This is a genomic window from Streptosporangium sp. NPDC023825, from assembly GCF_040639575.1.
Lineage (GTDB): Bacteria > Actinomycetota > Actinomycetes > Streptosporangiales > Streptosporangiaceae > Streptosporangium.
Window position 1 is genome coordinate 55684 of the sequence record NZ_JBFAAE010000046.1, and the last position, 13457, is coordinate 69140.

The following is a 13457-nucleotide window of genomic DNA, read 5'->3' on the forward strand; positions in this document are numbered from 1 at the left end:
TCCGTCCTGCTTCCGGCGCGTGGAGCGCCGGGTCTCCGGTATCCCGTCCAGGGGCCGGCTCGTCGCGAGGCCCCTGGGTCGATTCGCCGTGAGCGACGGCAACCTCGTGGCCGCCCGCCGCCTGGGTCTTCGGCGCCCCGTCGTCGCGGGGAGAGGTCCTTCCCGGCCCGCTCACCGCCGGCCGGCCCGTACGGCCGCCGCCAGCGGGGTGTGCGGTCCCGCGGCGAGGATCAGCTCCTCCTGCAGGCGGCGCCTGGCCTGCGGGGTCAGCCGGTGGAACTGCGGCCCCGGCACGTAACCCCCGGCCTCCTCGCCCGCCTTCACCTGGGTCACCAGCCCCGCGTGGCGCAGGACGCGCAACGCGGCGTCCAGCTCGCCGATCGGCAGCCTGGTGTGCCGCCGAAGCTCGTCGACCTGGGCGGGGAACGGCGAGAGCCAGCTGTCGGCGGGCAGCAGGCCGTCGGCCCGCGGGATCGCCACCGAGTGGATCAGCACGAGCACCAGAACCGCCCGCTCGGACTCACCCAGAGCCGAGCCCACTCCCGAGGCCGAGCCGGAGCCCGTTCCCGAGGCCGCACCCATGCTCACTGGCGGCCCCGTTTCCGAGGCCGCTCCCGAACCCGCCTCCGAGGCCGCGCCTGTCGTCCCCGGCCCCGTCTCCGCTCCCGAGGACGTTCCCGCCCCCGAGCCCGAGGCTGAGCCCGGACCCGGACCCGAGGGCGCACCCCCTCCCGCGAGCGTCTCCGGTGCGTAGCCCGAGGTCCACGTGTCGCGGTCGTGGACGAGGACCCGGCCGCGGCGCTCCAGCATCTCGGTGAGCGCGCGGCGCAGCACCGGGTCGCGCAGCGCGGGAAAACGAGCCTCGTGCACCGGCTCGGCCGCGTGCTCCACCGCCATGAAGGCCGCCACGACCTCGGCCCTGCGCCGCTCGTCGAACGGGCCGAGCAGATCCTCGTCCACCTCCTCGGGAACCGTGACACCGGCCCCCGCCTCCGCGTCGTCAGGGGCGTCTTCGGCGACCGGGAGCACCTCCAGGCCGGCCGGGACCTCCTCGCCGGAGGGCAGGCGGCGCATCAGCTCCCGCAACTGGGCGTGCGACGCGGCGGGCCAGGAGGCGCACCGGGGGCCGAGCCGTACGAGACCGCCGGTGACCTCCAGCCAGGCCGAGTCGTGCAGGCGGCGCAGCGCGCCGACCGCCCAGTTGCGCATGAGGTCGTCGCCGCGCCCGATCAGCGCCCGGTACGCCGACAGCACGTCGTCCACCGTGGCCGTGGTGCCGGGCCAGGGGTCGGCGGACAGGTCCGTCCAGCAGCACCGCAGCGCCGCGGCCAGCACCCGCCGGGTCTCCCCGGATCGTTCCACCGCCATCGGCGCGACCTGGTATTCCTCCAGGAGCGACGGGGTCGCCCCGTCCGGCCAGACCGGCAACGCCAGGCCCGTCCCGTCGCCGCGGCCCAGCCGGGCCATCCCGGCGGGAGCCGCCTCCCCGGCACCGAGCGGGAGAGGGCCGCCCGCCCTGGCACGGACGTGCGCCGTCGCCTGCTCGTGCACCTTCACCTGCCCGTACGTCGCCCCTGCCGTCCCCGCTCGCTCGTCCGCCGGGGCCGTCGCGGCCGGTGTGTGTCGCTGATCAGCCGGCACCGCCGGTCCTTTCGAGGTGGCCGTGGGAGAGCCAGGCGGGCTCGCCGCCGGGGTCGGCGGTGAGGCCGTCGGACCAGCGCAGCCGGTAGGGGGAGTCGGGACGCAGGTCGGCGGAGACGAGGTCGGCCAGCAGCCGGCGGGCGGAGACCCACTCGCCGTCGGCGGTGAGCAGCTCCTCCAGCGGGGCGGCGGAGCGCCCGGCGAGCGCGGCCTCGGCCACGGCGGTCAGGTGGTCGAGCCCGTCGGTGCCGGGGTCGTGGGTGCCGGCGGGGCCGGGGTCGGGCAGGGCCGAGCGCGGGGGAGTGGGCTGGGCGGGTGCCGGGCGGGGGCTCTCGTCCACGGCCCTGACGATCGCCGCCGGGTCGTGCCAGGGGGCGGGGGCGTCGAAGACGAACCCGTCGAGCACCGAGGCGAGGCGCTCCCTGCTCGCGGTCTGCGCGAAGGTGCGCCAGGTCTCCGCGGGGAGCAGCGTCAGGTTTCTCGTCGTGCCCGCGGAGTCGGCCAGGCGCCCGGCGGCGCGGCGCGAGGCGTCGCTGTAGGAGTAGATCGAGGCGCGCAGCTCGGTGCAGGTGCGGTCGAGGTCGGGCCAGCGGGTGAGGATGGTGGCGTGCAGGCTCTGCGCCCGCCGGGCGATCTCCTCGGTGCCCCACAGCTTGGGCGCCTGCTCGCGCAGCTCCTCGATGGTGCCGCCGGTCAGGGTGATCAGCTCCAGCGCCCACAGCCGGAAGGCGCGCGACAGGTTCTGCGCGCTGGCGCGGGCCTCCTCCATCGTCGTGCGGGGATCGGCCACGTTGAGGTCCTCGAGCGCGAGCAGGCGGTGCATCTCCGACTGGCCGCCGTCGTCCATCATCCGGCGGATGAACATCAGCCCCACCACGCTGGTGAACGACGCGCGGTAGCGGAGCTGGTTGGGCTTGGGGAACACCTCGCGGATCGCGCCGAGACCGCGCAGGACCCGGAGCCGGTTCTCGAACCGGTCGAGCGGGTAGGCCCGGCAGACGTGGCGCATCTGCTCGTGGGTCAGCCACTCCTCGCCCGCCTCGGCGAACGCCGCGAACAGCGTCTCGGCGATGTCGACCAGCGCGGGGTCGTCCACCACCGCGCCGCTGTCGCGGGCGAGCGCCGCGAACATGCGGCGGTAGGTCGAGAGCACGGCCTCCTCGGTGAGGGCCGAGTCGAGCGTGATCTCGTGGTTCGTCTCTGGCACGCGCCCTACCGTAAGGCTTGCGCCCGACAATCCCGACCCGGACCGCCGAGAAGTGCCCGTGGCCGGGGCGTCACCCTTCAGGCCCGGAGCCCTTCGCGGACGATGGCGAGCATGCGGGCGCGCGCATCCGGGTCGAGGGCGTGGCGCTCGCGGTCGAGGCAGCCGGTGAGCAGTGCCTTGACGTCGGCGATGTCGGCGTCGGCGCGCACGACGCCCGCGTCCTGGGCGTGCCGGAGCAGCTCTTCCCAGGTCCCCATGACGTCGTAGGCGTCGTCGGAGGCGACGGCCTGGAAGTCGAACCCGGCGCCCGCGAGCGTGTCGACGAGCCCTTTGTTGGCCGCGCCCTCCTCGACCATGAGGGCGAAGAAGGCGAAGAACGCCTCGCCCGGCTCCTCGCCGCCCGCCAGTTCGCCGGCCGTGCGCACGAGCTGTTCCATGCGGTCCAGCAGGACCGCCGCGAACAGCGACTCCTTGGTGGGGAAGTGGCGGCTGACGGTGCCGGTCCCCACACCTGCTCGTCGCGCGATCTCGTGCACCGGCACCGACAGCCCCTCCTCGGCGAAGATCTGCGCCGCGACCTGCAGGACCTGTGCCCTGTTGCGCCGGGCGTCGGCACGCAATGGCCTGCTCACTTAGGTGTACTCCAAGATCGATGGACAAACGGGATGGCCGTCCCGTATATTTTCCAGGTAACCGGGACGTCCATCCCGGATTCTACCCGTCATTCCTGGAGACCCGTCATTCCCTGGAGAAAGGCCTCTACCATGCGTACGGTCACACTCGGCGGCACCGGCATGAAGGTGCCGGCACTCGGTCTGGGCTGCATGGGGCTGAGCGAATTCCTCGGCCCGACCGACCGCGACCAATCCCTGGCCACCCTGCGGAAGGCCGCCGAACTCGGCGTGACCCTGCTGGACACCTCCGACTACTACGGCGTCGACTTCGCCAACGAGCGCCTGATCGGCGACTTCCTGGCCGCGAACGGACGCGACGGCATCACCGTCGCCACCAAGTTCGCCGCGATCCGCAAGCCCGGAACCGGAGAGCTGGTGGGCGTGCGCAGCGATCCGGAGTACGTCCGCGAGGCCTGCGAGGCGAGCCTGCGAAGGCTGGGCGTCGACCACGTCGACCTGTACTACCTGCACCACCCCGACTACACGACCCCGATCGAGGACACCGTCGGGGCGATGGCGGAGCTCGTCACCGCGGGCAAGATCCGGCACATCGGCCTGTCCAACGTGACCGCCGAGCAGCTGCGGGCCGGGCACGCGGCGCATCCGATCACCGCGGTGCAGAACGAGTGGTCGCTGTTCACCCGCGAGTACGAGGAATCGGTGGTGCCGGTCTGCGCCGAACTCGGCATCGGCTTCGTCGCCTACTCGCCGTTCAGCCGCGGCTTCCTCACCGGGCGGATCACCTCCGCCGAAGGGCTGGCCGAGGACGACATACGGCGCGGCCTGCCCCGGTTCGACTCCGCCAACGCCGGGCACAACGCCTCACTGCTCGCCCCGATCCGGCGCATCGCCGACGCCCGTGGCGTGACGACGGCGCAGGTCGCCCTCGCCTGGATGCTGGCGCGCTCCGACAGGCACGGCATCACCGTCGTACCGATCCCCGGCACCCGCGACCGGAGACGGCTGGCGGAGAACGCCGGCGCGCTCGACATCGCGCTGACCGGCGACGAACTCGCCGACCTCGAACCCCTCGCGGCCCAGGTCGAAGGCGACCGTCTGCCCCCGCCGCCCGACCTGGGCTGAACGCCCGACCACCCGCGGCCTCGGTTTCACCGCGATCCACCGTCGAGGACGCCGCCGTTGACACCTGTTGGGAACGCGCCCACGATTCTCTGGCAACTATTCGCAACATTTGAGACAGATCGCAACAAGCGTCGTACTGTCGGAGAACCAACCCCCCGCGGTGACAGGGTGATGGAGATGGCGACCTCCACAGCACGCATCGACGAGGCCAAAGGCATTCTCGCCGCCAGGCTCAGGGCGCTCCGCGCCGACGCCGGGCTGACGGGGCGAGCGCTGGCGGCGAAGACCGGCCTGGACCACACCAAGATCTCCAAGATCGAGAACGCGGTCCAGATGCCCAACCAGGCGGACATCCGTACGTGGTGCGAGGCCTGCGACGCGGACGAGCAGGTGGTCGACCTCATCGCGGCCGCCCAGAACATCGACGCGATGTACACCGACTGGCGCCGCCTGGAGGAGAGCGGCCTCGGCCACGTCCAGCGCTCCTTCCAGCCGCTGTACGACAAGACCCACCAGTTCCGCGTCTGGCAGCATTCGGCCGTGCCCGGCCTGCTCCAGACCCGTGACTACGCCCGGGGTCACCTGCGCGCCATCATCGACTTCCGCGGCATCCCGGACGACATCGAGGCCGCGGTCGCGGCGAGGCTGAAACAGGAGGAGATCCTGCGCAACGGGAGCAAGCGGTTCGCGTTCGTCGTCGGGGAGCAGGCGCTCCGCATGCCGCTGGTCGGCCCCGAGCAGATGGTCGCCCAGCTCGACCGGCTGGCGGAGCTGACCTCCGGCACCGCGAACGTGTCCTTCGGCATCGTCCCCGCGACGATCAGGCCGCCGCTCATGCCGCCGGAGAACTTCTGGATATACGACGCCAACCGGGTGCGCGTCGACACCGTTCCCGGCCAGATCCAGCACAAGGCCCCCAGCGACGTGGTCGTGTACGAGAAGGCGTTCCAGGCGCTGAGCGGTGCCGCGGCGTACGGGAAGGAGGCCCGGGACATGCTGCGGGCCGCGGCCGGCGGGTTCCGCGGGAAGTGACGTCCTGAGGGTGGTGGCGCCCGCGGGGGTCGAAGGTCCGTGAAGGGGGTGCTTCGCGAGGGGCGGACGCGCAACATCACGCAACATCGTTGAGGCGGGCAGCCGAAGATCCCTACCCTCGCCAGCGTGACCGTTGATCACAGAATCCCCGAAGACCTCGCGCCTCCTCCCGCCGAACTCCGGGCCCGTGAACTGGCGGCCCTGCTGGCCCGATCCCACAACATCCCGGCGGACGTCCATCGCCTGCCGTCCGGAAAGATCGTCATCTCCGTTTACTACGGCCTGGTCGCCCGCCTGGACGACGCGTGCCGCTTCTGGTGGATGGTGCCGGTGCCCGCGGACCGGGACAGGCCACTGTGGACGAGTGCCACCACCCCGGTCGCGGCGGCGATCCGGATAGCCGCCCACTACCGGGAACTGCGCGCCCGCCCGCTGGTCCACCTGATAGGCGGCGGTTACCTGCTGACCGACGTCCTGACGGAGCACCACGAGGCCGCCGCCCCGGTTTGACGGTGCCGGTCGAGCCTGTCCCGGTTCGATGACGCTCGCCGAGCCCGTCATGGTTCGACCGCACTCGCCGTGGTCGTCCCGGTTACCGACCGCAGCCGGAACCGCCTCCGCGGAGCCCGTCCCCGGCGGCCGGCGAACGCGAGGCCGGTCGTCCCCGGGAGAGCGCCGCGCGGCCCGACGCGGGTGATGCTCGCGGCCGATCCGGGGGCCTCGCGCGGGCCACGCGGCCCTTTCGGGAGGGCGCCCGCCGGCCGCCGGTCCTCATCGGGTCCGCGGTGAAGTCTCCGACCTGCGCGAATCACGGTTCAATGCCCCGTGTTTCGTGTTTAACTCGGACTTGCGGTAGTCACCCGACTTCCTTGGGTAGTGTCCCCGGGCCAGGTGAGAGCGCGCGGTGTAGCAAGGGGGAGACGATTCATGATCAGCGTCCTGATCGCCGAGGACATGCATCTCGTCCGAGGAGCCATGGTCGCCCTGCTCTCCACGGAGAGTGACATCAAGGTCGTCGCCGAGGTCGGTCACGGCGACGAGGTGGTCCGCTCCTGCCTGCTCCACCGGCCGGACGTCGCGCTCATCGACATCGGCCTGCCCGGCACCGACGGTCTCACCGCGACGGCGGAGGTGCACCGCAGGCTTCCCGAGTGCGGGACGGTGATCCTGACCGGGCTCGCGACCCCGGCCGCGCTGCGCCGGGCGCTCGACGCCGGGGCGCGCGGCTTCGTCGTCAAGGACGCCCCCGCGGGCCAGCTCGCGGGCTGCGTACGCCGGGTGGCCGCCGGTGAGCGGGTCGTCGACCCCGAACTGGCCGTCGCCGCCCTCAACGCGAAGAGGAACCCGCTCACCGCGCGAGAGCTGGAGGTCCTGCAGGCCGCGGCCGAGGGGGCCCCGGTCGGGGAGATCGCCGACCGTCTCTGCCTGTCCGGCGGCACGGTACGCAACTACCTGGCGCGAATCCTCAACAAGGTCGACGCCCGCACGCGCGTCGAGGCGGTCAGGATCGCCAGGGAAGCGGGCTGGCTGTGGTCCCACGACCTGACCGAACCGATCCTGAGCCGCTACCGCTCGCTCAACTGACCGCGCCCCCCGCGGGCCCCGGCGGGGAAATCCGGCCGGGTGGCGACGGCCGGAACGGCCGCCGGGCACGTCACGGAGATCGTTGACAGGCGGCTCCGGTGATCTGCCCGGCCGCGCGAGAGAACAGATCCTCAGGGTGAGTGGCGCGCCGCGCTCCGAGCCCGCCGTCCCGCCGGTGGAGGCTTGGTGCGGTCCGGTTTCTCGTCGACGGGCCGGTAGGTTCTCGTCGACGGGCCGGTAGGTTCTCGTCGACGGGCCGGTAGGCGCCGTGAATTCGCTGTTAGCGCTAACAGAATTCTTGCGAGAGTTTCTCCCCTTCGGGTGGATGCATGGTGGTGGTGCAGCGGAGCAAACACGACGTGGTGAGGTTCCGTCAAGGGCCCCGCCTGTCGATTTCATCGGGCACAAACCCGCTGTGGCCTTTCTCATGCGCTCTCACCAGGGAGTTGCGTACTTTATGTCAAGCGAATGATGAGGTTGTTCTCGTCAAACGGCGGGGCGGGGCGTTATGGGCGGCAAGTACATTCCCGCCGAAGCGGTCGAACCGATTTGCCGAAAGTCTTGACATGTTTCGATCAGGTTTTCACACTGAGATCGCAAAGACGGCTCGCCCTGCCAAGGCCGGTGGTGGACGGCGGGGGCCGTAGCCCGTGACGCCGATGGCGCCCTCAGTGGTGCCGGCCCGGTGGTGGGCTGTGTCCGTCGATCGTCCGGTTGCCTTCGCGCATCCCTGTTTCCCGGATCCGCCGTGACGGCTCAGGTGCGGGGCGGAGAGGGCATCCCGGTACGGCGGGGCTCGCCCGCGCCGGAGCGGCCGATCGGATGTGCCGCCACGGGGCCGCCCCGACGACCCGTTAATCCGGTCGCGCCCGGCGCGCGCGATTCCCTCACCCGCAGGAGACATGGATGCGACCAGGCAGACCTGTGCGAACACGACCCGTCATCCATCCGGCCACCGCCGGTCCACCACCGATCCGGAGGGCGGTACGGCTGATGATGGCCGTACAGATGGTGATTTTCGCGATGCTCGCGGGAGGATGGGTCTCGATGGACGATGCGAAGGCCACGGCGCGAACGGCCGTCCGGGCTCCCGCGCCCGTCGAGCTGGCGCCGACGCCTCCGATGGGCTGGGCGTCCTGGAACACCTTCGCCGCTCAGATCGACTACAACGTGATCAAGGCCCAGGTGGACGCGATGGTGTCCTCGGGGATGAAGGACGCCGGCTACCAGTACGTCAACATCGACGAAGGCTGGTGGCAGGGTACGCGTGACAGCGCGGGCAACATCACGGTCGACACGGCCGAGTGGCCGGGCGGGATGAAGGCGATCGCCGACTACATCCACAGCAAGGGCCTGAAGGCCGGCATCTACACCGACGCCGGCCGTGACGGATGCGGCTACTACTACCCGACCGGGCGACCGGCCGCTCCGAACAGCGGCAGCGAGGGCCACTACGACCAGGACTTCCTGCAGTTCTCCCGGTGGGGTTTCGACTTCGTCAAGGTCGACTGGTGCGGGGGGAGCGCCGAGGGTCTCAACCCCCGCACCACCTACCAGGCGATCAGTGACGCGATCGCCCGGGCCACGGCGCAGACCGGGCGGCCGATGGTCCTGTCGATCTGCAACTGGGGTGTCCAGAGCCCCTGGGACTGGGCGCCCGGCATGTCCACCATGTGGCGCACCAGCGGTGACATCATCTACTGGGGGCAGTCCGCGTCGATGGACCGTGTGCTGGCGAACTTCGACTCCGCCCAGCACCCGTCCGCCCAGAGCCCCGGCCACTACAACGACCCCGACATGCTGGTGGTGGGCATGGCCGGGTTCTCGGCCTCGCAGAACCGCACCCACATGGGCTTGTGGGCCATATCGGGGGCGCCGTTGCTGGCCGGCAACAAGCTCACCGACATGAGTGCCGAGACCAGGGCGATCCTGACCAACCGGGAGGTGCTGGCCGTCAACCAGGATCCGCTCGCGCGGCAGGGCGTGAAGGTGGCCGAGGATCAGACCGGACGCCAGGTGTACGGCAAGGTGTTGTCGGGCACCGGCCGCCGGGCCGTGCTCCTGCTCAACCGGACCACCTCGCCGGCGTCCATCACGGCCCGCCTCTCGGACCTGGGGCTCACCGGTACGGCGACCGTGCGGAATCCGTGGACCGGGGCCGACCTCGGCACCTTCTCCGGCGCCTACACGACCACCGTGCCCGCCCGTGAGGCCGTCCTCCTCACCGTGACCGCGAGCGAAGGCCCGACCCCCACGCCCACGCCGTCCCCGGGCGCCGGCGCGATCCGGGGCGCGGGGTCGGGCAGGTGTGCCGACGTGTCCGGGGCCTCGCAGGCCAACGGTGCCCAGGTGCAGCTCTGGGACTGCAACGGGCAGGCGAATCAACGGTGGACGCCGACCGCCGCCGGTGAGCTGCGGGTCTACGGCGGCAAGTGCCTGGATGTGTACAACCGGGGCACCGCGGACGGTGCTCAGGTGGTCATCTGGGACTGCAACGGCCAGGAAAACCAGCGGTGGCGGCTCAACACCGACGGCACCATCACCGCCGTGGGCGCGAACAAGTGCCTGGACGCGTCCGGCAACGGCACCGCCAACGGCACCAGGCTCACCATCTGGACGTGTAACGGCGGTTCCAACCAGCGCTGGACCCGCACCTGAACATCCGGCGATGACGCGCGTTCGCCGGACGGCACCGGCGCCCCGGCGAACGCCGTCACATCGCCCCGCCCCTCCGAGCGACGACCCGCGGGTCAGCCACCGTCGCCGTGGACGGCATCGAACTCACCGCGTGTGATCGTCAGCACCCGCACCGGGCGGCGACGCCTTCGGCGTCCTCGGGCGCGTCGCGGATCCGGCCGCAGGCATTCTCACCGGCCGGGCGCGGATCCGGCGCCCGGCGCCGGCCAGAAGCCGAGGTTGTGGTCGGCGGCGTAGTCGACCGGTCCGATCGCGTCCGGCTCCAGGGACTGGGTGTACGGGACGGGGGCGGCACGGTCGAAGCGCTCCCAGCGGGGCAGCCCCTTTCCGTTGGGATCGCCGGTCCGGGCGAAGTTGGTCCAGTAGGCGATCATCTGGTCGGACAGCCTCCGCTGGGCCGGGGTGAACGTGACCGCCTTCTCGGTGAACAGGTACGGCATGTCGCCCGCGTGGTAGGCGCCCCAGGGAAAGTCCGTCTTCAACGGCAGGAACATCGGGGCCCTGCGGTCGGCGAACTGGTAGGCGTACGTCGGCGCCTTCCCGCTGAGCAGCCCGTTCTGCTCGAAGGTTGCCCTGGCCCACATGCGGTCGGTGATCACGGCGGCCCACGCCAGCCCCGGCGAGCCGTACCGGGCGACCGGATACTCCGCGCGCACCCGCGCCGCGTCCCTGCCGAACGCGGTCCTCAGCAGCCTGCCGTACCGCTCGGCGGTCACCGGTTTTCCCGCCGCGTCGTGGAACAACCCGACGAAGATCCGGTGCTCGTCGCGGGTCGCCCCGGAGATCACCGGAACCCGGTGGAAACGACCTGCCCGAAACTCCGCGGACGGCGATCCGGGCAGCGTCTCGCCTCCGTAGGCGTACGTCTGGAACATGTTCATGATCTGCGGCACTTCGAGGATCTTCTCCACCGGCAGGGCCCGCAGGCAGCGGAGGTCCTCGCAGCCGAGCCGCGGGGCCACGTACGTCCCCATCTTCTCGACCTCCGCCACCGGGCGCCAGGCGTAGGACGGGTAGGCGGGGACGCCCTCGCCCATGCTGCCGGCGAGCATGTCCATCATGCCCTCGCCGCTCTGCATGACGGCCCGGTCGAACAGGCCTTCGCCGCCCGGCGAGGTCAGGTGCCCGCCGATGCTCAGCGCACCCCACGAGACGCCGAACACCGTCACGTTCGCCGGGTCCCCGCCGAACGCGGCGGCGTTGCGGCGAACCCAGCGCAGCGCCGCCTGCTGGTCCTGCAGGCCGTACGTGCCCGATCCCGCGAGCCCCGGGTACCCGAAGCCCCCGAACACCCCGAGCCGGTAGTTGATCGTGACGACCACCACATCCCCGCGGACGGCGATCCGGCGCACGTCGCTGAGGTCGCCGGAGCCCAGGGCCCCGTCGCCGTGGATCCACACCATCACCGGCCGGCTCTTTCCCGGCGTGCGCGGCGCCGTCACGTTGAGGAACAGGCAGTCCTCGTCGGAGCCGGTCACCTTCGCGTAGTCGCTCCCCACCTGCGGGCACACGCTGCCCGGCCTGGTGGCCTCCCTGATCCCGGTCCAGGGTCTCACCGGCGCCGGCGAGTTCCACCGCAGCCCGCCCACCGGCGGGGCCGCGTAGGGAATCCCCTGGAAGATCCGGTGCTCGCCCGTCACCGTTCCCCGTACGGCTCCCGCGTCCGTCCGGACCACGCTCTCGCCGGCCTTTTCCGGTCCCCGCCCCGGAGGCTCGCCCGCGCACGCCGGCACCAGCAGCGTCGCCGCCATCGCGGCACTCGTCGCTTTTCGTCTCATGCCCTCCACGCTGTCAGCGGACGGGCTGCTCCAGCAGATCCGTCGATCCCGAACCCCCCAGGACAAATGTCCTCTTCCTGGCATCGTCCTGCGCGGGAAGGTGCCAGGAGCCGATGCGGGTCAGCTGCCCGCCGGGGGCTCCAGGTCGAACGCCTGAGCTCACGCGTCGCCCGGCGTCGTTCCGCGGAGAGCGTGTCGCGCGCCACGCCGTACGAGCAGCCGACTTCGCTGCCAAGGGCGGGGCGGTAGGCGTGCGCTGAGTCGAGCACCGCGAGGAACACCTCGGCGACCAGGTCGGCGACCGCGCCCTGCTCGCCGCCCGTCACCGCCGGCGAGGGAAGCCGGCCACTCGCCGCCGCTCTGTCTTCAGCGGTGCCGGCCTGCGTGGTGGGCCTGATCGTGGTGGGCCTGGTCGTGGCGGGCGAAGATGTCCAGCAGCATGCCGATGGGCACATCCGCCTCGGTGGGGTAGCGGAAACGCTGGTCGGGGTCGATCGTGTAGTGGTTGCGGCGGCCCACTTTGGAGCGGGTGAGGTAACCCGCCTGGTGCAGGTCGGTCACGATGCCCTGCGCCGCGCGCTCGGTGATGCCGATGACGGCCGCGATGTCGCGCAGGCGCGCCTGCGGGTCGCGGGCGATCTCCAGCAGGACCCGGGCGTGGTGGGTCAGGAAGGTCCACGAGGACGAAGGCTGGTCGGGACTGTTTTCGGCCACGTCACATTCTCCCAGCATCGCCAGAGCGGGTCGCTACGGAACGGGCAGGGACAGGCATCACCATAGGAAAAAGTATACCGGAAACATCTTTCGTGTATCTTTGTTCCGACGTAAGGTGGAGACGTTCAGGTCCGTCGGCATGCACCGAGGCGAGTTAAGGGGATCACATGGCTGTCGTGCAGCATCGGCCCATACCGCCAGGCTCGCCACGCCCGGTGACGCCGGCTGCCGGTCTCGCCGGCCGCCGGCCCGCGACGAACGCCTGACGGTGAAGCCGTGACCGTCCAGAAGCGGGTCGTCTCCGGCGCGATCTGGGTCGACGCCGTGCTCTACCTCGATCGCACGCTGCGCATCACCTACAGTCCGGCCTCGCCCGGAGGCACGGTCCGGCTGATCGGCGAGCTCGACGCCACCAACACCCGGGCGGTCGCCCGGACCCTGGCCCAGGTCCGGGCCGCCGAGGACATCCTCATCATCGACGTCGGCCGGCTGGAGTTCGTCGACCTCGCGGGCCTGCGCATGCTGACCGGCCTGTGCCGCGACGGTGTGGCCCACCTGGCCGACGTGCCGGCCGGCATGCGCCGCCTGCTCGGCCTGCTGAACCGGGTGGACGTCCTCGACGAGTGCGCATGACGGCGCCCGGCCGGCGTGCCGGGGTGACCTGCGGCGGTCGTGGTTCGGCATGTCTCCGAGCGCGCGGGTTGACGAGTCCAAGGCGGCTGTGGCATGCTGAACGCGGCACCGAGGGTTGACTCTCACAGTAGATGTAGACACTCATTTGTCCTCTGCGGTATGCTGCCTCCTCGCATGCCGCTCGACGCCCTGGATTCTTCCGGGGCGTTTGGCATGCGCGCAGTCCGATTCCATCGGTGCCCCCGGAAGGACATCTGTTGGCAGCCTCGCGCAACGCCTCCGCATCCGCTCCCCGTCGTGTGTCTTTCGCGCGCATCCCGGAGCCGCTAGAAGTTCCTGACCTTCTCGCTCTTCAGACCGAGTCCTTCGACTGGTTGCTCGGCAACGAGAAGTGGAAGGGGCGGGTCGAGGCGG

11 protein-coding genes are annotated in these 13457 nt (G+C 71.3%); 6 read left to right on the forward strand and 5 right to left on the reverse strand.

Going from position 1 to position 13457, the window contains the following annotated elements; all coding sequences use genetic code 11:
- Positions 1-171 precede the first annotated feature (171 nt).
- From AB0G15_RS30845 to AB0G15_RS30855, 3 genes are all read right to left on the reverse strand, one after another.
- Positions 172-1641 carry a hypothetical protein gene (locus AB0G15_RS30845; RefSeq protein WP_362846509.1) on the reverse strand — a complete coding sequence of 490 codons (1470 nt, stop codon included), beginning with the start codon at positions 1639-1641 and terminating at the stop codon, positions 172-174.
- The gene (locus tag AB0G15_RS30850) at positions 1631-2848 is read right to left on the reverse strand and encodes a hypothetical protein (RefSeq protein ID WP_362846511.1); all 1218 of its coding nucleotides are present in this window, start codon (positions 2846-2848) and stop codon (positions 1631-1633) included. The genes AB0G15_RS30845 and AB0G15_RS30850 overlap by 11 nt, the downstream gene beginning before the upstream one ends.
- 77 nt (positions 2849-2925) lie before the next feature.
- A complete protein-coding gene (locus tag AB0G15_RS30855; protein WP_362846513.1) occupies positions 2926-3480 on the reverse strand; it encodes a TetR/AcrR family transcriptional regulator in 555 nt (184 codons plus the stop codon).
- 132 nt (positions 3481-3612) lie between these two features.
- Between AB0G15_RS30855 and AB0G15_RS30860 the strand changes: the two genes are divergently transcribed.
- From AB0G15_RS30860 to AB0G15_RS30880, 5 genes are all read left to right on the forward strand, one after another.
- A complete protein-coding gene (locus AB0G15_RS30860) occupies positions 3613-4605 on the forward strand; it encodes an aldo/keto reductase (protein WP_362846515.1) in 993 nt (330 codons plus the stop codon).
- A 177-nt stretch (positions 4606-4782) separates the two neighbouring features.
- Positions 4783-5637, forward strand: coding sequence for a helix-turn-helix transcriptional regulator (locus AB0G15_RS30865; RefSeq protein ID WP_362846517.1), 855 nt, complete (start codon positions 4783-4785; stop codon positions 5635-5637).
- Positions 5638-5763: 126 nt separating this feature from the next.
- Positions 5764-6147 (forward strand): hypothetical protein, encoded by a 384-nt coding sequence (locus AB0G15_RS30870; RefSeq protein WP_362846519.1) that lies wholly within the window; start codon positions 5764-5766, stop codon positions 6145-6147.
- Positions 6148-6564: 417 nt separating this feature from the next.
- Positions 6565-7221, forward strand: coding sequence for a response regulator transcription factor (locus AB0G15_RS30875; protein WP_362846521.1), 657 nt, complete (start codon positions 6565-6567; stop codon positions 7219-7221).
- A gap of 1047 nt (positions 7222-8268) precedes the next feature.
- On the forward strand, positions 8269-9879 hold the full coding sequence (locus AB0G15_RS30880; RefSeq protein WP_362846523.1) for a lectin: 1611 nt from the start codon (positions 8269-8271) through the stop codon (positions 9877-9879).
- A gap of 209 nt (positions 9880-10088) precedes the next feature.
- Here the strand turns inward: AB0G15_RS30880 and AB0G15_RS30885 are convergent, their stop codons facing one another.
- Positions 10089-11696 (reverse strand): carboxylesterase family protein, encoded by a 1608-nt coding sequence (locus AB0G15_RS30885; protein WP_362846525.1) that lies wholly within the window; start codon positions 11694-11696, stop codon positions 10089-10091.
- A 366-nt stretch (positions 11697-12062) separates the two neighbouring features.
- The gene (locus AB0G15_RS30890) at positions 12063-12410 is read right to left on the reverse strand and encodes a helix-turn-helix domain-containing protein (protein WP_362846527.1); all 348 of its coding nucleotides are present in this window, start codon (positions 12408-12410) and stop codon (positions 12063-12065) included.
- A gap of 276 nt (positions 12411-12686) precedes the next feature.
- Between AB0G15_RS30890 and AB0G15_RS30895 the strand changes: the two genes are divergently transcribed.
- A complete protein-coding gene (locus AB0G15_RS30895) occupies positions 12687-13043 on the forward strand; it encodes an STAS domain-containing protein (protein WP_362846529.1) in 357 nt (118 codons plus the stop codon).
- Positions 13044-13457 lie beyond the last annotated feature (414 nt).